At 42.5% G+C, this 23570-nt stretch carries 21 protein-coding genes and 1 pseudogene; 16 read left to right on the plus strand and 6 right to left on the minus strand.

Features of this window, described 5'->3' with window-relative positions; genetic code table 11:
• The coding region (locus BK127_RS33245; protein WP_179097690.1) for a P-loop nucleotide/nucleoside kinase family protein at positions 1-241 on the plus strand (241 nt) is incomplete at its 5' end.
• A gap of 347 nt (positions 242-588) precedes the next feature.
• Here the strand turns inward: BK127_RS33245 and BK127_RS33250 are convergent.
• From BK127_RS33250 to BK127_RS43215, 3 genes and pseudogenes are all read right to left on the minus strand, one after another.
• Entirely contained in the window at positions 589-876 is a 288-nt protein-coding gene (locus BK127_RS33250) for a hypothetical protein (protein ID WP_076236398.1), read from the minus strand.
• An 82-nt stretch (positions 877-958) separates the two neighbouring features.
• Positions 959-1129 carry a hypothetical protein gene (locus BK127_RS44110; protein ID WP_179097691.1) on the minus strand — a complete coding sequence of 57 codons (171 nt, stop codon included), beginning with the start codon at positions 1127-1129 and terminating at the stop codon, positions 959-961.
• A 154-nt stretch (positions 1130-1283) separates the two neighbouring features.
• Positions 1284-1367, minus strand: a pseudogene (locus tag BK127_RS43215) (IS6 family transposase); the annotation flags it as partial.
• A gap of 309 nt (positions 1368-1676) precedes the next feature.
• Here BK127_RS43215 and yqeK point away from each other — a divergent pair.
• The 12 genes from yqeK to BK127_RS33310 all read left to right on the plus strand — a co-directional run bounded on the left by yqeK (position 1677) and on the right by BK127_RS33310 (position 15644).
• Positions 1677-2363 (plus strand): bis(5'-nucleosyl)-tetraphosphatase (symmetrical) YqeK, encoded by a 687-nt coding sequence (gene yqeK / locus BK127_RS33255; RefSeq protein WP_076236399.1) that lies wholly within the window; start codon positions 1677-1679, stop codon positions 2361-2363.
• Between the two features lie 20 nt (positions 2364-2383).
• Positions 2384-2629: a hypothetical protein gene (locus BK127_RS33260; RefSeq protein WP_076236400.1), complete on the plus strand. Its 246-nt coding sequence runs from the start codon at positions 2384-2386 to the stop codon at positions 2627-2629.
• Positions 2630-2910: 281 nt separating this feature from the next.
• Positions 2911-3939: a LacI family DNA-binding transcriptional regulator gene (locus BK127_RS33265; RefSeq protein ID WP_076236401.1), complete on the plus strand. Its 1029-nt coding sequence runs from the start codon at positions 2911-2913 to the stop codon at positions 3937-3939.
• An 81-nt stretch (positions 3940-4020) separates the two neighbouring features.
• Positions 4021-5358 carry an ABC transporter substrate-binding protein gene (locus BK127_RS33270; protein ID WP_179097692.1) on the plus strand — a complete coding sequence of 446 codons (1338 nt, stop codon included), beginning with the start codon at positions 4021-4023 and terminating at the stop codon, positions 5356-5358.
• A gap of 26 nt (positions 5359-5384) precedes the next feature.
• Positions 5385-6281, plus strand: coding sequence for a carbohydrate ABC transporter permease (locus BK127_RS33275; protein ID WP_076236402.1), 897 nt, complete (start codon positions 5385-5387; stop codon positions 6279-6281).
• A gap of 12 nt (positions 6282-6293) precedes the next feature.
• Positions 6294-7115, plus strand: coding sequence for a carbohydrate ABC transporter permease (locus BK127_RS33280; protein WP_076236403.1), 822 nt, complete (start codon positions 6294-6296; stop codon positions 7113-7115).
• A gap of 35 nt (positions 7116-7150) precedes the next feature.
• Complete coding sequence (locus tag BK127_RS33285; protein WP_076236404.1) at positions 7151-8383, plus strand: family 1 glycosylhydrolase; 1233 nt, start codon at positions 7151-7153, stop codon at positions 8381-8383.
• 242 nt (positions 8384-8625) lie between these two features.
• Entirely contained in the window at positions 8626-9576 is a 951-nt protein-coding gene (locus BK127_RS33290) for an ABC transporter permease (protein ID WP_076236405.1), read from the plus strand.
• 4 nt (positions 9577-9580) lie between these two features.
• A complete protein-coding gene (locus BK127_RS33295) occupies positions 9581-10462 on the plus strand; it encodes a carbohydrate ABC transporter permease (RefSeq protein ID WP_076236406.1) in 882 nt (293 codons plus the stop codon).
• 117 nt (positions 10463-10579) lie between these two features.
• A complete protein-coding gene (locus tag BK127_RS33300) occupies positions 10580-12154 on the plus strand; it encodes an extracellular solute-binding protein (protein ID WP_076236407.1) in 1575 nt (524 codons plus the stop codon).
• A 213-nt stretch (positions 12155-12367) separates the two neighbouring features.
• Positions 12368-13804: a response regulator transcription factor gene (locus BK127_RS33305; protein WP_076236408.1), complete on the plus strand. Its 1437-nt coding sequence runs from the start codon at positions 12368-12370 to the stop codon at positions 13802-13804.
• A 145-nt stretch (positions 13805-13949) separates the two neighbouring features.
• Entirely contained in the window at positions 13950-15644 is a 1695-nt protein-coding gene (locus tag BK127_RS33310; protein WP_256711557.1) for a sensor histidine kinase, read from the plus strand.
• A 197-nt stretch (positions 15645-15841) separates the two neighbouring features.
• Here BK127_RS33310 and BK127_RS33315 read toward each other — a convergent pair whose 3' ends face one another.
• On the minus strand, positions 15842-18556 hold the full coding sequence (locus tag BK127_RS33315; RefSeq protein WP_076236410.1) for an MGH1-like glycoside hydrolase domain-containing protein: 2715 nt from the start codon (positions 18554-18556) through the stop codon (positions 15842-15844).
• Positions 18557-18625: 69 nt separating this feature from the next.
• Between BK127_RS33315 and BK127_RS33320 the strand changes: the two genes are divergently transcribed.
• Positions 18626-19606 (plus strand): AraC family transcriptional regulator, encoded by a 981-nt coding sequence (locus BK127_RS33320; RefSeq protein WP_076236411.1) that lies wholly within the window; start codon positions 18626-18628, stop codon positions 19604-19606.
• 75 nt (positions 19607-19681) lie between these two features.
• A complete protein-coding gene (locus tag BK127_RS45115; RefSeq protein ID WP_256711558.1) occupies positions 19682-19813 on the plus strand; it encodes a hypothetical protein in 132 nt (43 codons plus the stop codon).
• Positions 19814-19881: 68 nt separating this feature from the next.
• Here the strand turns inward: BK127_RS45115 and BK127_RS33325 are convergent, their stop codons facing one another.
• Both BK127_RS33325 and BK127_RS33330 read right to left on the minus strand, forming a co-directional pair.
• Complete coding sequence (locus BK127_RS33325; protein WP_076236412.1) at positions 19882-21621, minus strand: sensor histidine kinase; 1740 nt, start codon at positions 21619-21621, stop codon at positions 19882-19884.
• Positions 21618-22352: a response regulator transcription factor gene (locus BK127_RS33330; RefSeq protein WP_076236413.1), complete on the minus strand. Its 735-nt coding sequence runs from the start codon at positions 22350-22352 to the stop codon at positions 21618-21620. The genes BK127_RS33325 and BK127_RS33330 overlap by 4 nt, the downstream gene beginning before the upstream one ends.
• Before the next feature lie 253 nt (positions 22353-22605).
• Between BK127_RS33330 and BK127_RS33335 the strand changes: the two genes are divergently transcribed.
• Positions 22606-23376, plus strand: a complete 771-nt coding sequence (locus BK127_RS33335; protein WP_076236414.1) for a TraB/GumN family protein — start codon at positions 22606-22608, stop codon at positions 23374-23376.
• Positions 23377-23570 lie beyond the last annotated feature (194 nt).

Genomic DNA, 23570 nt, shown 5'->3' on the forward strand with positions numbered 1-23570 from the left:
TGATTCTAGACATGATTCAGTGGAATCCCTAATGTGGGACGTGGCGGCTAGAGTTTTAGTTCTTGGTGTTGATGTAATTCTGGATTTCGGATGCTGGGTTCAAAGTCAACGAGACGAGTTTCGTTCCAGAGCCAAGAACCTAGGGGCTGGCTTTAAAATTCATTTTACTGATGTGCCTGTAGAAGTGTTATTTGAACGTCTAAAAGCTAGAAATGATATGCATAAAGAAGAAACTTTTTGAACCACCTTCATCACGAACTTGATTCCTAGGACGATTAAACGACGTATAACGATAGTGCAGCCGTATGGCAGCTCTTCTTTTCTTCTTGATGTGAGGGAAAGATGAAAATTTTTGTGTAAAAGTTAATTTATAACGACTCTGTGATGGGGGAGTTAAGTCTGAAATACATTGAATTGGGTCTGGGCAATCCATGGTTAAGATATTTCAGATTCTGGTTGTCTTGTGAGGTGTCAAAGCTCCTTTTTCTGCTCGTCCCATTTACGTGAGACATGTCACCCCACGAAAACGCACACAAAAGCAGGCTGTTGTGGGAGCAGCCTGTTAATTTATTAAACTAACGTTTTCGATTACCGAACTTTTTTTCTTTGTATAAAAAGACGTATGCCTGCCGTGAGCAATAGTAGCAATGTTACTATCCATGTGAAAAAAAAGGAAAGACCCAGACCAATATTAGCCCCTACTATCTTCGCAGGATCGTTGTTGTACAGCATATAAAGTAAAGGCAGAGCCAGGATGATGAATGTAGTTAATATACCTACCCATCGAAGGTTATGCTGGAAGCGGATTGTCCCCCATAGCAGCCAATGAGCGAACGCCAGAAGAATCAGAGAACCTGTGGAATAAATGATTAGCATAATCAACACTTCCTCTCTTACTTGTCTTTACTCTTTGACTAATTAAGTGTTATAACTTTAATTTAATCAGTTGCAGCGCGCATTATATCGATTCCTTACGAAGCAGGATACTTTTTGCTTGAGAATTTTCAAAGAAAAATGCGTCGCATTCAATAAGGTTGTACAAGGCAGTTTTTGCCGATTCATAAGCCATCTCTTCACACTGCAGCACATACAGGCAAATGCTATAACAAACGTCTTCGTGGTTTTTCAATACCAATAAGGCTCCTTGATTTCCACCAAAATCATTCCTGATTTTTCATTTGCTTATCACTTACAATCCTATTTTAAATGACATCGGAAGTTCCCGTAAGTACTATCTTTTTCTAGTACCCTTTTCCCGTTCGTTTTACCTCGATAACTGCTGGCTTAAAGGAGACGTTAGTCGGTTTTAGAAAGGGACGAATTTGCTTGTCTAATTCCGGCCCAAACTGGTGAACCCATCGCATGATGTTCCATCAGAACCAAAATTGGGATGAATACACGAAGGTACTTTCCCAGAGCATGTAATGAAGAGGGAGAGCTATGAAGACTTATTATTCTATGGAATGGTCGAATGGTCAAATAAGATTATTTAAAAGAGGTTTGGAACTACGGGGAACTAGAACTCCATAATAAACAATTCGAGGGCTGCCGCGGGGTACATCGGCGGGTAGACTCACACCTCGAATTATCTCTCTCGAAATGGTTGAAAGATTTATTGATGATGTGGCGCAAGAATTGAATTTGATGTTCGAAAATGTCTCGTTAGGAGCTAAAGAATGAGTGTAGTGTACGAATATCAGCGGTTTATTAATGGGGTTGTATTTTCAGGGGAATTAAGAAAAGACGTACAGGCGTTTTTGAAATATCATAATGAACATGAAACCCTTGACCATACAATCAATGTTGTAAACGAAGCAGTCCGAATCGCTCAATTATTTGGTGTAAATGAGACATTTGCCTTGCAAGCGGCGCTACTCCATGACGTTAGTAATGTTGTTCCGAAAGATAGGATGATGAGTATTGCGGAAGCTCAATCAATCGACATCATTGAAGTGGAGCTACGTTTTCCGAGAATAATTCATCAGAAGCTTTCGAAGGACATGGCTATGGGAATATTCGGTTGTACGGATATAGCTATTTTAAACGCAATTGAATGCCATACGACCCTAAAGGCAGGAGCAAGTCCATTGGATAAGGTTTTATTCGTCGCTGATAAAATTTCTTGGGAACTGCCAGGTGAACATCCATATCAGGAGAAGATGAGACAGAAACTTGAGGTTTTTGATCTGGATGGGGCGATATTGGTTTACCTAAACCATGTCTGGGGACAAAGGGATAAGCTAAAGGTTGTGCACCCATGGCTTATTGAAGCAAGGCAAGAACTGCTTGCGGCCCACCCAGTAAACATCTTGCATGAGAGGCTGCCTACGGACAAACGTCGGCAGCCTCTGTTGTACCTGTAAAAATTCTAGGGAGTGGTTATATGTCTAAAATCATATTATTTAGGGGAGTGTCTGGAGCTGGGAAATCGACATTATCAAACGAACCAGGCAAGAGAATCAACATCCCTGTTTTACACAAGGATGATATTTATGATTCGGTTGCTGGATTTGTTACCGAACATGGGTTAAGAAATAAAATATGTTTTGATTTTCTGTATCGTTTTTTACAAACGGTTATTGATTCTTCCGCCGCAATCATACTGGATTATGGGTTAAATTTGGATTGAGGAAAGAGGCGCGACATTTAAAGCAATTGACTGTACATGCAGTAATGAGTCCATTTGGTCGAAACGTCTCATTTATAATACTCATGGACCCACGTTGTCTCATATATAATAATTGAATATCTTAAATAAACATCGTAAAAGAACTTAATCTGGTACTTTTCAGTCTCATTTATAATCGTTACTCACACCAACAGTTGAGCTTAGAAAGTATTGACAAAAAAAAGAAAACGTTTTACTATTTGGTTATAATTTAAATCGATTTAAAATAAAAGGAGCAACTATTGAAAAATTTCACAGTTACAATAAAAGATGTTGCCAATCTAGCCAATGTTTCAACCGCGACCGTATCCTTAGCACTCTCTGGTGATCCAAGGGTAAACGTGAAAACGAAAAAGCTGGTTGAAGAAGCAGCAATGAAGTTGAATTATATTCCTAATGAGATTGGTCGCAGTCTTAGAGCTAAGAAAACAGAAACCATCTCATTTATCATTCCCAATACTTCTCACCATGTATTTACACACCCTTACTTTGCACAACTGCTAGAAGGGATTAACGAAGTATTAGACAGGCACAATTATAATTTACTAATTTCCACAAGCCCCTCCGAAAAAGATGAATCTGCCGCCTACAATAAAATATTAAAGAATCGACGTGCAGATGGGATTATACTTTCTTCAGCTTCTATCCATGACAAAAACATATTAAGAATGGTCGAATCTGGTTTCCCAGTTGTGTATTTGGGGAAATGGCATCATGAGGATGCGCTAACTGTTGAAAGAGATGATATGGGGGGGGCTTATACAGCCACAGAGCATCTTATACGGATTGGCAGGAAGCGAATTGTACATATTACAGGCCCGCTGGACCATCAAGAAGGTATTGATAGGTTGGAGGGATATAAGAGAGCACTCATGGATAACAAAATCCATTATGATGAAGCATTGATTATGGAGAAGGACTTTTCTAGAGAGTCCGGATACGAAGCTGCTGCGGAATTAATGCGGAAACAAATCGTTTATGATGCTTTATTCGCTGGGAATGATCTAATGGCCATTGGTGCACTGAAATTTTATAAAGAAAACAAGATTTCGGTTCCAGGTGATGTGTCCGTTGTAGGTTTCGATGATATAGATATGTCGACAGTGGTTACTCCCATGTTAACGACAATTCATCAGCCTATGAGAGAGCTCGGTTATGTGGCCGCGGAGAAATTGATGGCCGTCTTAAATAACCAAGAAGTAAAGGAAAAAAGAACGGTTATGTCTACCCATTTAATTATTCGTGAATCCTGCGGTGCGGGTATGCCATAAAGTCTTTTTTTTAAAACAAATTTAAATCGATTTAAATTTTGAAGGAGGTGATGTACATGTAGCATTATGTAGCTATTCAAGTTGTCAGAAAGTAAGGGTCTATCACTTTTTAAACCAAACAGGAGGAATACTATGAACAACCTTTTAAAGAAAAAGTCATGGTTGATTTCGTTCGTATCGGTATTTACTTTATCAGTGGTCCTGACAGCATGTGGAAGTAGCAACACAGGATCAGAAACAGGAAGCAAAGCAGCTTCTGAAGCCAAAGTAACGCTAACGTATTGGAATGGGTTTACCGGTCCGGATCGTCCTGCTTATGAGGAACTTGTGAAGCGATTTAACGACAGTCACCCCAATATTCAGGTTACGATGGAGATCTCTCCTTGGGATGCACTTCTAGCCAAATTACCTACATCTCTTGCATCGGGTCAAGGGCCTGACATCGCATCCTTCGATTCCGCATTAATTCCACAATATGCCAAAGGCAATTTGATTCTTCCTGTAGATGATATTTATGGGAAGGGAATTGATCCTAAGGTGATGGCAACGAGTTTAGTCGATGCTATGAAATATAACAGTAAATTATATGCAGTACCTGCCAATACGGCAACGTTATTAATGTACTATAACAAGGACTTATTTAAAGCTGCTGGGATTGCTGCTCCTCCGACGACATGGGCAGAATGGCAGGATGCTATTATGAAAACAACGAAAACGAACGGCAATGAGAAACAATATGGACTGGTGCTTGCTGACCATGCAACAATTCCGATGTGGCCCATTCTTATTTGGGGGAATGGCGGAGATCTTCTTTCTGCAGATCATAAGAAATCAATGTTAAACGACAGCAAAACTGTGGAAGCGCTTAAAATATGGGCTGACTTAGTCGCAAACAAGCGGATTTCTCCTGTTAATCTGACGGGGGGAGATGCGGACAAAATCTTCGCTTCTGGCAAAGCTGCAATGGAAATCAATGGTCCTTGGATGGCTGGTGGGTTAAGCGGCGTAAACTATGGCGTTGCACCGGTTCCATCAGGCCCTGCAGGCAAAGTTACACTTGCTAATGCTGCTGCGATGGTGATTGGGAAAAACACCAAGCATAAAGATGAGGTTTACGAGTTCATGAAGTTCTGGAATAGTGCAGATGCTCAAGCTTATCTGTCTTCAAAAAGCGGCTTCCCTCCAACGAGAACTGATTTAAGTGACAATCCGCTAGTGAAGTCGAATCCTCTCATTCCACAATTCGCTGCAGTCGCAAATGATTCCAGATTTTACTTAGCAGGCTTAGAGCAATTTAGTAAAATTGACAGTGACATTTTCACACCAGCTATTCAAGCGATTACTAACAATAAAGGTACTGTGGAAGCTACTATGGCAGATGCAAGTAAGAAATTGGATGCCCTCTTATCAAACAAATAAGAATGAACGAGATCCAGGAGGTAGCTATGATAAGCCCACGCGTCAACAGAAGGACTTTGACCAAACAAAGCCGGGCAGCCTTTTTCTTTTTATTGCCAACAGCGCTCCTATTGTCATTATTTGTATTTTGGCCGATTATTAACTCATTCTGGTTAAGTCTGCATCAATGGAGTCTGCTGGAAACAGAGCACCCCTTCATTGGGATAAATAACTACAGCAAGCTGATGCAAGATGAACGCTTGTGGAACTCTGTGCGAAATACTGTTTATTTTACAGTAAGTTCTGTTCCTTTGGGTATTTTTTTCTCGCTGCTGCTCGCATTATTATGTAATTTGACACTCAAGGGAATGAGTTTCTTTAAAGCTATTTATTTTCTACCTGTGATTTCATCTTTTGCAGTACTTTCGATTATATGGTCATTTTTAATGGATCCGGATATCGGATTGCTATCTTATTATGGTCATCTCATTGGCTTTTCCGTGACAGGTTGGCTACGGGATACAACATGGGCGATGCCAGCCGTCATACTGATTGCTATTTGGAAAAATGTCGGATTCAATATGGTTATTTTTATGGCAGGCTTGCAAGGAATCTCGATCTCATTGTATGAAGCTGCAAAAATGGACGGTGCGAATACATTTCAGAAATTTTGGCACATTACTTTGCCATCACTACGACATACAACATTGTTCGTAACCATAATATCCATAATTGCTTCATTTCAAGTATTCGATCAGGTGTTTGTTATGACGCACGGAGGTCCCTTGTTCAGTACGGAAACCATCGTGTATTACATTTACCATCAAGGCTTTGAATTGCTGGATATGGGCTATGCCTCTTCAGCTGCCTGGGTTTTGTTTGTTGTTGTATTTCTAATTACGTTAACTCAGCTTAAGCTGTTTAATTACAATGAAACGGACTAGGGGGTACTGGACATGAAGTCACATGTAACCCGCAATTTCCAGTATCTGATGCTGATTGCGGCAGCTGTTGTTATTGCTTTTCCATTCGTATGGATGGTATTTACATCGTTTAAGCCTGAGAATGAAATTGTGCATTTTCCCCCTACATTAGTACCGTCCCAAATGATCTTAGACTCGTATTTACATGTATGGAGTAGGATTCCTTTTCTCGCTTTTTTCAAAAATAGCGTTATTTTCTCTTTCAGTGTTACCTTGATTTCTCTCCTTTTTGACTCAATGGCCGGTTATGCGTTTGCCAGACTTTCATTTAGAGGACGAAATAAGTTATTTCTCCTCGTGTTGGTGGCATTGATGATTCCCGTTCAGGTGACAATCATTCCGTTGTTTATTATGCTCAGCCATTTGGGCTGGCTCAACACATTCTGGGGATTAATTATTCCACGAGCAACGAATGCATTCGGTATTTTTATGCTTAGGCAATTTTTTATAGGATTGCCCAAAGAGTTGGATGAGGCAGCTAGAATTGACGGGTGCTCAGAATTTAGGCTCTATTGGCAAATTATTTTACCACTGGCTAAGCCCGCTATTGCCAGTCTGGCACTGTTCCACTTGATGTACAACTGGAATGATTTATTGTGGCCATTAATTATTACGAGTACTGAGAATATGAGAACCTTGCCGGCCGGACTTGCCCTATTTATGGGTCAGCATGTGGTGGAATATGGAGTTTTAACTGCTGGTGCCGTGATTGCTACCTCTCCACTTGTTATCGCTTTTTTATTTGCACAGAAGTATTTTATTCAAGGTGTCGCTTTTACTGGCTTAAAAGAATAGAGATCAGAGATGACGGAAAAGGAGAAAGTTACTGTATGGACAAATTACATCCTTGGGTTTGGGCTGTAGGCTTCGAAAATACCTTCATTGGTCAAACGGCCAGAGGCGAGAGGGTTCTGGATGAATATGAGATTACGCAGCACTATCAATACTGGGAGGAGGATTTAAATAGAGTCAGGGAGACAGGGGCTACCATGATTCGTTATGGTATTCCTTGGTATCGAATTGAAACCAGCAACGGTGTATTTGATTGGTCATGGACGGATAAGGTAATGGGTTATTTCGATCAACATCGCGATTTAGTGCCTATTATTGACCTGATGCATTATGGTACGCCGTTATGGCTCAAGAACGAATTCATGAATGCGGAGTATCCGCAATTGGTTGCGAGATATGCCAAGGCATTTGCGGAAAGATACAAGGGTGTAGCTTCTTACTATACTCCACTTAATGAACCATTCGTTAATGCGGAATGGTGCGGGTGGAGTGGGAAATGGCCTCCATATCTAACAGGGGTACTTGGCTTTACGCTGATGATAAATCAGTTGTGTAAGGGGATCATTATGACCGTTAAATGCTTAAAAGAGGTTGATCCCAATGCCGTAATGGTGCACGTGGAGGCTTCCAAGAAGTATGTGGCAGAGGATCAATCCTACGAAGAAGCAACCCGATTATGGAATGAAATACGATTCATCATGTGGGAGTTGGTGCAGGGGCGAATTCAGAAGGGACATCCGCTGTTCACTTGGGTTCAAGATCATCATATGAGCGATCAGGATTTGGCATGGTATGCGCAGAATCGCATTGAACTTGATCTGGTCGGAGTTAATTATTATCCGCAATTTTCCTTAAATGTGATTGGCCAAGAAACTGTTGAGCAAGGACAGATCCCAAGGGCGGTGATGGGATCTGCCGAGGATATGATCGATATTGCCAGAGAACTGTATCAACGCTATCACAGACCCATTTTCATTACGGAGACAAGTTACAATGGTAGCGAAGAAGAGAGAGTTTCTTGGCTGGAAGATGTTATTCGTGCAAGCTGGAAAATGAGTGAAGAGGGGATTGAGCTTTATGGTGTTACCTGGTTCCCTTTTCTAGATATGGTGGATTGGCCCTACCGGACGAACGGTCTATCGTTTAAAGAGAATCTGGCTACCTTCGGTTTATATAACCTGGAAGAGCAGCCTGACGGAACGATCTACAGAGTGAAAAATGCAGCAGGAAAAAGATTCGAGGAAGAGTTGAGGGCGAAGTCAGTTTTGTGATAAAAAAGCGGTTGTATATCGGGGTGCTGGCTGGGACTGCTGCGGAAAGCACTGGTGCAGCCAGCATGCCTTGGTAATTAAAAATATTAAAATATTACCAAATTAATTTTAGAAAATTACATTTTATTAATAAATGTTGAGCGTATAATTTTCTACATGAAGATATCTTTATAAGATTTGTAGCGCAAATTGTTGAACAGGAGGATGTTTGGTTAAAACTTATTGGAAGAGGGATGATGTAATTGAAAGCGGTTGTAGGCAGCTCTAGAGGTAATATCAAAGTAAACAGGAAAAACAGTATCGTACATAGTTTAAAAAAAGATTCTCTACTTTATTTTCTCTTACTATTGCCAATAGCTTATATCATAATATTTAAATATGCTCCCATATATGGTGTATTGATGGCTTTCCAGGACTATAACATTTTTGAGGGAATTAGCGGGAGCGAGTGGGTTGGGCTTGACGTCTTCAAATTCATATTTGAACAAAATAGTTTTTACCGTGCTCTTAAAAACACACTGGTTTTAAATTTTCTGGATTTGATAGTAGGTTTCCCAGCACCAATAATACTGGCAGTTTTGTTGAATGAACTCCGGCATGTAAGATTTAAAAAAGCGACCCAAACTATTTTATATTTACCGCATTTCTTGTCCTGGATCATTATTGGAGGTATGGCATACCTGATATTTTCTTCTGGAGGCATGGCGAATAGTTTCCTATCTAGCCTTGGTTTCGCTAAGATTGAGTTTCTTTCTCAAAAAACGAATTGGCTGATCATGTATCTGGCTATTGGGATATGGCAAAGTGCAGGGTGGGGTACAATCTTATATTTAGCGGCAATAACTGGAATAAACAAGGAGTTATATGAAGCTGCAGATATGGATGGGTGCAACAGGCTTCGTAAAATATGGCATATTACTTTGCCTGGAATTAAGCCTACAATTATTATTTTGCTTATTTTACAAATTGGAAGAATGCTCTCGATAGGGTTTGATCGGCCATTTGTTTTGGGAAATTCACTGGTAAGTGAATACTCCGATGTAATCAGTACATTTGTTTATAGGATCGGAATTGGATCTGGCGATTTTTCACAGGCAACAGCAGTGGGACTATTTCAATCTGTTGTCGGGTTGGTATTTTTAGTGACAGCGAATTTTATTGCTAAAAAAATTGGGGAACAGGGAATTTGGTGAGGAGATGGGCTTGTTGAGTAGAAAGCAAAGAACTAATTTAGTTGATCTATGTATTATATTATTCCTTACTGGAGTAGCCATTACTTGTCTGGTTCCATTTCTGTATATGATTGCTCTTTCTCTAAGCTCGAATAATGCAATTATTTCGCAGAAGGTTGCTCTTTGGCCGGTAGAATTCACAATTGAAACCTATAAAACGATCTTAAACGATATAGAGATGATTTATACACTAGGGTATACGATTGTTCTTACTATTATATATACAATAATCTGTATGTTTTTAACCGTATGCGCAGCGTATCCGCTTACAAAGAGAAGATTAAAGGGAAGAAGCTTCTTTTTAACATTCCTGGTATTTACGATGTATTTTAGTGGAGGTTTAATTCCAAGCTATATTCTGGTAAAAAACCTGCTAATGATTAATACGATATGGAGCTTGGTTTTGCCTGGTGCTATGAGTGTTTTCAATTTGATCATACTAAAGACCTTCTTCTCGTCACTTCCGGAAAGCCTGGAAGAATCGGCATCTATAGATGGTTGTAATGAACTGGGGATACTTGTACGGATAGTTCTTCCGCTATCTTTGCCTGCTATAGCAACCTTAAGCCTCTTTTATGCGGTTGACAGATGGAATGGTTTTCAAGATGCACTTTTTTATATAACAGATAAGAACCTATATCCGATGCAATTAAAGCTGTATCAAATTATAACTGCAAATCAACAGTTAGATGCCCAGCAAGGTGAGGGTAGTATGGGTGCCTTTATTGTTCCTGAGTCATTGAAAGCGGCTAGTGTAATGTTTGCAACAGTCCCTATATTAGTTGTTTACCCTAAACTTCAAAAATATTTTGTTGATGGTGTCATGACGGGAGCAATTAAGGGCTGATACTGAACCTGGAAAAGAAAGGAGGTGGTTACTATGCCGATCAGCCAGGATTGGTGAGGACTCATACAAATGGCCATAGAGTTTTCGAAATGACTAAGTAATAAGGAGAGGTCAAAAATGAAAAATAAAAAATTGTTGGCTGTATTACCGGTTATGACGCTATTAATAAGTACAGTGGCAGGATGTGAAAGCGGGAGTAAAAAAGAAGGCCAGTCAACGTCAACGGCAGCTGCAACGCCTTCAGGTACGCCGGTTACATTAACGGTTGAAGTATTTGACAGAGGAATACAGGGACAACCGGATTTGAACAATAATACCTGGACACGGTACATTAATGAAAATTTTGGAAAACCGAATAATGCGGTTGTGAAGTTCGTTCCGGTACCCAGGTCACAGGAAATTGATAAGCTCAATGTATTGATGGCTGCAGGCGAGGCGCCTGATATATCATTTACTTATGACAGTGCAACCGTATCACGATACGCTAAGGTTAATGGCATTATTCAATTGGATGATTTATTAGCTAAGCATGGTAAGGAATTAACGAATTATCTCGGTAAGACCGTTCTTTCTTACGGACTTTTTGGTGGGAAGCAGATGGCGATCCCTGCAAAAAGAACTTCGCTCGCATGGAATGGTATGTTTATTAGAAAGGATTGGCTGGATAAAGTGGGGATGCCCATTCCTACCACCCGAGATGAATTATATAATACTTTAATTGCATTCAGAGATAAAAATCCTGGAGGCGTAGATCGGGTTATTCCCTGGGGATTGGCAGCAACCGGTATGAACTATAACTATGGAAATTTAGGCGAATCTTTCTGGGGGAAGCAGTCGGAGGAAGAATTCGTTACAACTCCGAGTTGGCTAAGACCCGGAAATAAGGATGCGCTCAAGTTTCTTAACAAGCTCTACAATGAAAAATTAATCAGCCCTGATTTTGCCCTAGACAAAACGGCTAAGCAGGCGGATGCTGACGTTACAAATGGTAAAGTTGGATTCTTGATTGCTAACTGGGATTATCCATTAAGGCAAAGTATCAGTGAGCCCTTAAAAGCCAATGTACCTAACGCAAGCTTTGTTCCTATTGATACTTTTAAGAATTCTGAAGGAAAATACAAGAAAATCGCGTACAATGAAAATGGAGTGAATATCTTTATCCCTAAGAGCAGTAAAAATGCAGAGCTGGCAATTAAATACTTAAACTGGATGTCCGACCCCAAAGTATTATTCTTCCTGCAATATGGACAGGAAGGCGTTAATCACAAGATGGTTAATGGTATTCCGCAGGTTATCAATCAAACAGGGGACAACATGCAAACCAGTAATCTAAATCTTGATCTTACATTGGTTGTAAATGGTGTGGAGCTGGGTGATCCTCAGAAGAATATTAAGGCTTTAGCTGCATCGGCTCCAGGTCTCGAAGATGCTGCAGAAAAATCATACAAAATCAATACTACGGATACTTACACAAATTTCTTCTATGATACGCCAAGTGAGTCTAATATTAAGTTTGGCAAAACACTTGGGGATATGGACAAACAAATGACGGATAAACTTATTGTTTGCAAGCCTGCAGAATTCGACAGCTTGTACGATAAGCTGGTTGCAGAGTATATGGCAGCAGGCGGGCAGACTGTAATGGATGAAAATGTGAAAATCTACAAGGCAATGCAATCCAATAAGAAATAAGAAGTAATCCAAAAGTTCATATAGGCCGTTGACATATCAGCGGATAAAGTTAAAAGCCTATGGACATAACGGCGTTATATCCATAGGTTTTTATCATGGAACGTGTGGCTGTCTTGTTATTTTGCTGGTAAAGGGTTAAAATTTTAGCAGATTATAGAACGGCAGGCGGATAGGCTGTTAGGAATAGGTATATCAGCTATCAAGGGGGTACTTATGTATAGTGTTATTATTATAGATGATGAACCGTGGGCGATAAAAGGAATACGGAATGCATTTAACTGGAATAAATACGGGTTTGAAATCACGGGCCAATTTACAAGCGTCCATAAGGCAATTGATTTTATATGCGAAGAGCGTCCTGATCTCGTTTTTACAGATATAAGAATGCCTGAAATTTCCGGCCTTGACCTTATTAGAATGACCAAAAAAAAGGAATTGGATGTTGAGTTCGTTATTGTAAGCGGTTTCGCTGAATTTGCATACGCGCAGGAGGCCTTAAGGTATGGTGCGCTGGATTATTTCCTGAAGCCCATAGATATAGAGATGGCAGATCCATTAATTGAAAAGCTGGCATTGCATTTTTCTAAAAAGAAAAGTATGAGAAATAACCTTATTCTAGAGGCTCTAATCTCAACGGATAAAAGAGAATTAAAACATTTAACTTCATTTTTTGATCATACATCGGACTATTACTTTCGTGTACTTATCATGTATTCAAATAGCGAAAAAAAGGATTATAATGACAGAAATTTTTTTGATAGTAAACATACATTGGAAGTTGAATTTGGATCAAGAAAGACATTATATATTCTCAAAAGTGAAAAAAGTACTGATTTGGATGATAGATTGGATGCTACAGTTTTCACTGGTTCAGATATAAAAGCGGTAGGAATCAGCAGCATTTCTAATAATTATGAAAATATTGCTAAGCTTATAAAGGAATCAGATATCGCAGCGTCAAACATATTTTTAAATGAGGAAAAAGGTATATTTGAATATGAGCCAAAGCTTAATTTGGTTAAGCCGTTTATAGATCGAATTTCTTCTATTATTCAAGAGAATAAGTTTGAAGAAATGGATGACATCATGAAAACACTCATGTATTCTTTCAAACAAAATAATTTAGGTATGGGGGAGGTGGTTTATTTATGGAATCAAGTGGTCAGTGTGTTGGTTGGCACATATTACGAAGAGCTGAGATACATGGAACTTGATTTCCTGAATTACTCTGAACTGAAAGAGCGCTTTAAAAACTTTGAGTCATTATGCAGTTTTTTATATGACATTTTTATATACATCAAGCAACTGAACAGCGAGTCTGTAAATGAAGGTGATATAGACTCCTATTTTATTCAGATGGTTAAATACATCGACAATAATTATCAGCACAAGCTATATCTTAAAGATTTATCCGTAAAATTCTTTGTAAACCAAGTATATTGCTGCCAGCTTTTTAAAAAAGTTTTGGGCAAAACCTTTTCGGAATATGTAACTGAATTGAGGATAAAAAAAGCTTGTGAGCTATTGAAACATACAGAATTATCAATTGAAGAAATTACAACAAAAGTAGGGTTTTCTGATTACTATTATTTCAATAAAGTATTTAAGAAACAATGTGGGATAACGCCTACGAAATTCAGAAAAAGCTGATTTATATAACCTTTTTGCAGGATCGGAGTGGGGGAATTTGAAGATTAGTAGATTGAAGCTCAAACATCAGATATTACTCATATTTTTATTCGCGATTATAATATTTACAGCAATGGAGTTCTATTTCTATTATAGCTTTTATAATTTGACTCAGAATAGAGCTACCAATTATGGTAATAAAATCATCGAACAAACACGCCAAAAGATAGATTCAGTTTTTAACGATATAAAGGTCAGTACAAACATAGCTGTTAATAATAAAAAGATACAAGAATTCACCATTGCAGAGGATGACTATACGAGGGATTTCGATATAGGCACTTATGTACTGGATCTCATGGAGTATATGAGGTCCTTTAATTCTTACGTGAATGGAATTGTTATTAATGACAATCAAGGAAGACGAGTTTACAGCTTAGCTTCCACAAATGGTGATATTTTTTTTTTGAAACAATATGATGAATTTATCAGTGATTATAAAAATGATAGTGAGTCTGTTAAAAAAGGAAAGTTTACAAACATATTAAAAAACGAAAAAACAGGAAATGAATATTTCTTTTATATAGCACCTATTATTGAATCTATTGGCGGGGTTTATTTTTCTCAAAAAACAGGCTATTGTTCAGTTATGGTTAATACGGAAAAAATGCAAGAACTTGTTGAAAATACGGAATTGACGCCTAACTCTACTTTGTATATTCTAAACAGCCGAAATGAGGTCATTGCATCCAATAATGCAAATTTACGTGGCATTTTATTCAAGGATATACTTTCAGTAGATAGAAATAGTTTAACCAATGGAGTAAAAACAACAATAAATGGGGAAGACGTAATCGTTCAGGAAAAAGGCCTGGAGCAGGCGGATGGGTGGAGTATAGTAAGTATTATTCCGGTGCATGAATTGACAACGGACATGAATGCTATTAAAAATATTAGTATTATAGCAGGGATTGGTATAAGTCTAAGTATGATTATTCTCGGGTATTTTTTCTTAAATAATCTAACACGACCTGTCATGGGGCTTGTAGCAGATATGCGAAAAATTGGTGAAAGAGATATGGGCTTCAGGATAAAGGTACGCTCAACCAATGAAGTTGGAGTGTTGGCGTATGATATCAATAGCATGATTGACAAAATGGAAGAGATGACAAGAAATATATTTAATACACAGGGAAGATTATATGAGTCAGAGCTCAGCAAAAAGCAGGCCGAATTTTCTGCCTTACAAAGTCAAATAAACCCGCATTTCCTGTATAATACATTAAATTGCATAAGCAGTATCGGACTTGAATACGGCAGCAAGGAAATAGCTCAGATCACTTCAAGTATGTCCAAGATATTTCGATATAGTATTAAACAAGACGAACTTGTTAGGATAAGTGAAGAAATTCAATGTATTAAGGCATATTTGAATATTATCTCAATTAGATATGAAAACAAGTTTTCTATGGAAGTAAATGTTGATGAAAAGCTATTGGAAATGAAAACACCTAAAATGATCTTGCAGCCCATTGTTGAAAATTCAGTATATCATGGACTTGAAAGTATGGACGCAGGGGGACATCTTAGCGTGAGCGGTCATATAGATGCTAATGGAGATGTATGTTTTCAAGTATCGGATTCTGGAAAAGGGATAGGTAAAGATGAGCTGGAAAGCATTAAAGCGAAACTGAATATGGAAGATTCGGAGAGAGTGAAAAACAGTTTTGGTGGGAAAAGTATCGGTCTTTCCAATATAAATAACAGGATAAAGCTGCTGTTTGGAGAAGGTTATGGGGTAGGGATTGAAAGTCAGGTAGGTTATGGAACGACAGTGATAGTTAAGATCCCCTATATTTGAAGTGTACATATACAACTATTATACATGTGAAGAACGCATCTATCTCAGGGATAGATGCGTTGTTTATTATGACAATAATTTATAAACAACTTGAAGTCCGGTGAATCATGAACGGAGCGGCCAAATGATCCTGGAGAAGCGTTAGCGTTCGCCTTTGTTTCCGTACTTCGGAAGGATATTTGGCGGCGCAGCGGGACTTATTCACCGGACTTCTGGGCATCGACAGCTTGAATCCTTATGGCTGCCTGCGGCAGGCAGTCAGTGATAACTAGATCCAAACCGCCGCACGGGTTCATTGTCCAATTTACAACACAGCCCGTACTGCTGGCTTCATACTGGTGTCCGCTCGCCATATTGACAATTAAGCTGAAAGGTTGATCGGTAGCCCCTTCATAGCAGAATTCGGCTTTGTATGTGGTGAGCGTCTCGTTAAAGGACTGTTCCAGCATCCATACATTGAACCCGACAGAAACCTTGCCTCGTTCATAATAAGCGGCGAACCAGTTCAAGACGGGGGCCGACAGCCCGCCAAAATGATGCCATCCTGCTCCGCGCCCGGTATGCACGATAAAATGCTCGTAGCAGTTATAAGTCGTTTCGGTTTCTCGTTTCCATACCGTAAGCGCTGTATCGGCAATTCGGAAAGCCAGCTCGGGATGACCCAGGTCCAGCATCGTTTTCCAGAAAAACCACTGGTGAGGCATCCAGACTGCCCCGTTCCAGTACCCGTCTGCTCGATAGTAGGGGGCGCTTTGGTCAACTGTCGATATTCCGATTGGCGTCCAGAGCCGGGTTTCATCAAATAATGCGGAGATCAGCCGTTCTGCCCGCTCTTTGGTGCAAATTCCGGCAACTAAAGGATACAGGCCATCCATGCCCCTGTTATAATTGGCGCCTGAAGCATGTCGAAGGATGCCTTCGGGTTGGCCATCTTCGCCATGAACAACATAGCTGTAATATGCGGCTTCTTCATCCCAAGCATACGCTTCAAGCGCTTCACTCCATAAGCGGATATCTGCCTCGTACTCCGGAATATCCTTCAGCCATGCATCCGACATGCGGGCAGCCATTTTAAGTATTTTAGCAACACGAATGGCTTGACTTGTAGTAATAACAGGTGCAACTGTATGCTCCAACGCTTGTGCTTGTACATATTTCTGAGGCGGATAATCATCCCAACCCCCGGAATTGTAGAAGTAATCCCATGTTTTTAATAATCCTGAATGGCCTGTATCTGTTGTTGAACCGCCGATTTTGCCGGCTAGAAACAAGTAATATTGCCTTAATTGCGGATATAAAGCATGCACGTAGGCTTGAGCTTGGCCGCGGTTCCACAATTCCAGGAACAAATAATGTTGGACAGGCACCGGACTGCCATGATGGATGAAGGCGGCCTGAGAATCCCCCGGCTCGGTCAAATAGGCATTCAAGCAGTCCAACGCACGCTGGGCATCCAGTTCCATGAGACCGAGTCCGATAAATCCAGAATCCCACGTATAAAGTGAATCCCACCATCGGCCGGGTGTATTGTGACGGATATAGCTGCGCTTCGTATAGACAGGAAATACCGTATTCGTGAGCAGCGTAGCTCTCATTAATTGCTGGCTGAACAGGTAGGTAGCGCCTGTCGGATAGCAGGAAGGGCGATTCAGATCTGCCCTTGCTGCTTGATAAACAATCTCGCACTGCTCATCCTTCAAGGTAAATTGCTGAAGGGCGGCTTGCACCTCCTCGTATGAGCCAGAGCAAACCATGCCGTGCAGGGTAATGGATGAATTCGGATTCAAGTGAATCGGCCGCATGAAAATATTCGTAAAGTGGCCTTTCTCATTCCCGAGAAGGACCTCGTCGACATGATTGTGAACCGTATGACGCGCATAACGATCCAACTCGTCGTTCTTATATTGCCGAACCTCGACATCGGGAAAATTCCACATAAGTCCGTAATGATAAGGGCAATTGTCATACCGGAGAATCAGGCTGCCTGTGACAGGGCCTTCCAGAAGCTCAGGCTCCGTTTGCCAGGGTAAGTCAGGGAAAGAGACAACTTCGATATCAGCTTGTTCGACTAGTGTAAATCCATCTATTATTATGGCTCCTGTGCCTGTCCCATAAAGTTCAACGCTGAACGAGCCCGCAGGGATTCCGCCTACGTGTACAGTTGAAGTACGAAGCTCTTCTGATTTATGCACATTCAAGCGATAGGACTGTTGGCCGATTCGAATATCGAGATCTCCGTTATGAGATGCTTGATATCGGAGAAGAAATGTGCCTTCCCGCAAGGAGGTGTTCAGTTGTACTTCATAGAGCAGCAGATCGCCTTCATCCGTACCGAAGCCTTGTCCGATGGCAGAGCCTCCGGTATAATGCTGACCGCGCGTTTCTCCGCGCAAGTAGCCGTCATACACTAAACCGTCTGATGGGCGAGAGCGCGCAAAGGTCAATTCCTTGTAATCAAGCGAATCTATCCATTGAGCTCCTTGGGGCAGCCGAGCCTCAGCGCATACATGAATTTCCCTATGTCCCGGAAGCCGGGGCGGTTGTAGGGAAGCCATCCAATGCAGCACCAGGTTTTGAGCATGGTTGGTCTGGTTGACGAATCTCGCACGCACCAGACGAGAGTTATCGTCCAATCGGCTAAATGAGATATCCGTGTATACTTCATCCTTCCATTCCAGCTCATGGCGGTGAGAGAAAAAGCTGTAATCTGCCGTAGCTTCCCACGGATGATAGCCGGATTCCCATAACACGGAGGGGATATCAATCTTTCTTCTGTAAAATCCCGGCATTAAGCTGAGGTCAAAGCGTAATCCACGCGCTTGATCGCTGATATGGGAGATGCCCATATATTGCTTCGTATAAGGGCCCCAAGCCGGCAGCCTCAGGTCATGACCAGCAGGTAAACTTTTCATGCCAAGTACACTCCTTCCATAGTGGCTTTCCTTCTCTTTATTTTAGATAATTATGTAGAAGAAAGCCTCTTGAAATCAGGTAAATATGTCTTGAAATCGGATATTTATGGTAGAATAGGGACAAGTCAAGAGGAAGTCGGAGGAACCGCTGTGCCCGTTAATCTCGAAGCGTACGACAAAGAGCAGGTGGACTATTCGGACCCTTATTTCAGGCTGAAGATATGGACCATTCATCATGCCAATGAGGCATCGGAGCAGTATGGCGTTTGGCACTACCATCAAGAAATGGAGTGGATAGCCGTTGTTGAGGGAGTGCTGCGGATGGAAACATCCACTTGCAGCTATGAGCTGCAAGCCGGCGATGTGGTGATGCTCGGCTCCAATGAACTGCATCGCTCTTATAAATATCGGCAGCAAGCGCTGACGTATATCGTTTGTCATGCAGACATAGCGTCGTTTATGGACCCGTCCTTGCTGCCCTATTATGCTGCATTTACGGGACGGTCTACCAGCTTGATCCCATTAAACGAGAAGCTAATCAAGTACCCAGCATACAAGTTAGAAGCATTTCGGATTCTCCAACTAATGCTGTTGGATATGTCGGAGAAGCAGCGCGGCTATGAGTTGTCTGTAAATGCAAGCTTGAAAGGTCTCCTATACATGCTCATTAAAATTGACGAAGATCGGTTGATCGTACCCATGGATCCGCATCTTGCCGAAAAGCTGCGCCCAGCTCTCGCCTTTATCGAAGAATGTCTCGAAGGTCCTTGCCACCTTACTGCAGTTAGCGGCAAATTGAACTACAATGACAGTTATTTTGCCAAGCTGTTCAAAAAGGGAATGGGGATGACATTTACGTCTTATGTACAAATGCGCCGGATGAAGCGGGCGGAGCAGCTCTTGCTGACGGAGGCATGGTCGGTAACAGAAATTAGCGGAAAAGTTGGCTTTACGAGTCCTGCCCAGTTCTATCAATTGTTTAAAAGATATCAGGGGTGTTCACCAAGACAATATATGGATAGGCGTATGCACCAAGAAAGGCGGCATTAGCTATTGCACTCCATAAAGTGCGTGAGTATATCTGTTTCCTCAGATAGCTCTTTAATCAGATTAAAGAGCCGGGCTTTGGTTTATAGAAAGCTCCAGACGGTTAGCGACCGACACTACCCGCTGGAGCAAATTCAGGAGGCCTACCGCAATGAGGAAGCCGAGCGTAAAAGGGAGAATGACGTGATCTCAGTGTCGCTTGATCGCTAAGCCCCGCAAAAAGCCGTGGCCGTCTGCCTAGCATGTAAAGGAATCACACGCTTCAATCCTGATTTTGCTCAGTAAGGCAACAGGATCTCAATTTTCGTGCCTTGCCACACTTTGGATTGTACCTGGATTTCGCCGCCGTGCGCTTCCACGATGGTTTTGGCGATGCTCATCCCGAGCCCGGAACCATTCGTCGATTCTACAGTATTCGTTCCCCGGTAGTAGCGATTGAACAAATGATGCAGCGTTTCCTCGTCCATTCCTTTGCCATTATCGATTACTCGGATGCAAGCCTTGTCGTTCATCCTGCCGACAGAGACGGTAACGATCACGCCCGGCGGGTTATGTTTCAAGGCGTTGGACAGCAGATTGTCCATCAGTCGCTGCAGCCAGGTTTCATCTGCCTGTACCAGCAGGGGACGCTCCTCCCCAACGTAGTGAAACTGATACTCAGACATCGTGGCGTCGTTGACGTACTTCAGTACGGAGCGGCGCACCAGCTCAACCAAGTCGATCTCCCGAAGCTCCATGATCGAATCGCCCTGCTTGAGCTGATGAATCAATGAGAAGTCGGAGATCAACTCCAGCATATAATCTCCTTTTTCCCGGATCGTCGAGCCCATGATGCGCATCTCCTCTTGGCTCCATTGCTCAGGCAAGCTCTCCAGCATATACCCATAGCCCTGAATTGTGGCCAGGGGCGTGCGCAGATCGTGGGAAATCCCTGACATCCACTCCGCTTGAGCCTTTTCCAGCCTTTCGCGTTCCTTCTCTATTTGAGCCAATTGATGAGTCATCTGATAGAAGGATTCAATCACTTCCTTATAGAGCCTGTAGCGGATTCGCATCATGCCATTGCGGCGGAATACCTTGCGCATGTCCTTGGCGGTCAGTACCTGGTCGTACTGACCGCGGCCCATACGTTCGAACCAGCCTGCGAACAGAATCAGCGGCTGACCGTAGCGGTAGCCATGCCAGATGGAGATCGGCAGCGCCAAGAGCAGGATCAGAACTGCAAACCAGACGAGGCCACGCGTTGCCGTTTCCAGCACAGGATGCTTCAGAGGGGCTCCGGCTGCATGGGTCGTATAGAGCATCCAGGTCATTCCGCTCAGCTTGTCCCGATGGGCGACAATATTCGTGTCATAGTTGCTGGGCGATTGCTGGATGGCCAGAATATCCAGCGGTCGATATGCCTTCTTCACGTATGCTCCATCGCCGATACCTTGTACGATATGGCTCTCGGTATCGATCACCTGCAGATAGCTGCCAGTTTCGCGAAGCCGATGGTCCAAGAGGGGAATCGCTTCGCTGCGTATGATTCCCTGCTGCCCGTAGGCGTCGAACCAGGCTAGGAGCTGGTCAAGGTCTGGACTAGGGTAGCCCAGCATATACAGAAGCGGCTCCTGGAAAGAAAAATTCAGTTGAGTGTGTACGGCATACGACCCAAGCGTCCGTGTCTCTTGAATATCGAGCAGTTGAGCGATAGAGTAGGAGGCCGACAGCGCATGATCCGGAGTTGTATTGACGCCGTATATCACCTCTCCTTCGGCACTGACAACCTGCAGCCACATGCCTTTCTCCTTGATGAGCTTGTCCCACTCGGGGGAGATTTGAATCGTCCCGTCCTTGTAATGAGCTTCTTGAGCGATTTGTTGCAGGACGCCAACCGGAAAGTTCCGGCGTATCTCATTGCTCGTCATGTTCTGGAAAAACAGGATGCAAGCAACCAGAGTAATAGCCACAATCAGCAGGGCATAGAAGATCAATTGATACGTGAAGTGGAAGGCCATGCGTTGTTGGATCTTCATCGCTCCTGCGGCTCCTTCACCAGCTTGTAGCCAAGCCCGCGTACGGTAAGCAGCAGCTTCGGATTGCCGGGATCGATCTCGATCCGCTCCCTTATGCGCCGGATATGCACCATTACCGTCGAATCATCGCCCTGTCCGTTGATCCCCCAAACCTTGTCGTAGAGCTGTGTTTTGGAAAATACGATGCCGGGAAACTTACAGAAGTGCAGCAGCAGCTGGAACACCTGCGCTGGGCAAGGAACTGGCTGTCCCTCCACGATTAGTTCGCCCTCCGCCTCGTTGACGGTGAAGCGGCCGAACCGGTAAATCCCCGGATCGGGCCGTTTCGCCGGACTGGACGTCGAGGTTTCTGGCTCCAGTCGGCGTATACGCGCCTGAATTCTTGCGGCCACCTCCAGGGGATTGAAGGGCTTCGTGATATAATCGTCCCCACCCATGGCGAAGCCTCGCAGGACATCGAGATCGGAAGCCTTGGCCGTCAGAAACAAAATATGCGGATTCCCGTATTCGCGGAGCTTGGAGCAGAGATCCAGGCCGCTGCCGTCGGGGAGCATAATGTCGAGCAGGATGATATCGGGGGCTTCACGCTTCGCTAAATCGAGAGCTTCCGCACAGGTGGAAGCCGCGTACAGCTGATGAAACCCTTCCCTGCGAAGCACCATTTGCAGCATCGTGACAATCGAAGGCTCGTCGTCGACGATTGCGATTTTAATATCGGATAGATTTGTCATAGTTTTCACCCATTTCCATAGTAGCATAATCACCTTAACAGAACCTAAACGGCGGGAGCAAAATTAAGCTGATGTTTATCTATCCGTTCAGGTTCTGTTTCATTGGGGCTGGTAGGATTGGGAATGAGCATCTTTCAGGAGGCTATTTCAATTTTCATAATATGAAAGGGGGACAAGCAGCTTATCCAGGTAAGTAGGTCACTCAAAGCCTCTGATTATCAACAATTTATCATCTTACTACTAAGGAGCTTATATGCTGGGTTCCCTTCACTACGTACTTGAAGGATTGTATCCACTGCGTCCGGAGATTGAGAATGCGCTCCAAGCTGCTGATTATTTGGGCGTAGAGGTCGATTTGTCGAAGGTCGCTCCAGAAGAATTGCAAAAACAGGTATTGGATCTGGGTGTTTATAAAGACGGAACCACACTGAAGGATCATATCTCCGCCGATACGTATAACAAAGCTACAGCATTGCTGAAAGCAAATGGAATGCCGGAAAACAGCTTCGATAGCTTCAAGCCGTGGTTCGTCCAGCAAAACATCTTGGGAATTATAGTTGGAAAAGAAGGCTATCAATCGGAAATAGGGATTGACCAGTACCTGATCGATAAGGCCAACAAAGCGAAAAAACCGGTTATTTCGCTGGAAAGTATCGATTCCCAGTTCAATACGAACAACAACTACTCTGACTCACTGCAGGAAAAACTGCTGCTCGACACACTGGATCCATCTTCTGGCGTCACTCTTTCTCCTAAGGGAGGGATCGATTATTTTGCCGACATATGGAAAAAGGGCGATTATAACGCCTTGCACGAATATACCAACTCTTCTGATTGGGATGCTGAATATCACGAGGCTCTGCTGACTGACCGCAATGTAGAAATGGCCGAGAAGATTAAAGGCTATCTGAACAGTGATAATAAAGTAACGTATATGGTTGTAGTTGGAATGCTGCATATGCTGGGCGACCAAGGGGTAGTTCCATTGCTGGAGAAGAAAGGCTTCACGGTGGAAAGACAGTAGTACTTGAATCATTGTTCCTAACACGACAGGCTGTCCTAAAAGTAAACATTGGAACACCATCAGCCAAGAACATCCCTAGTCGCCGCCGTGCTCGTTCATCGCTCCGGGTCCAAGCCTGCAGCACATGATAGGAGCTCATCCGAAAAAGGTTGATTGGAGCCTGAAGCGGAAAACAGCAACAAGCGTATCACCAT

This window comes from Paenibacillus sp. FSL H7-0331, from assembly GCF_001956045.1.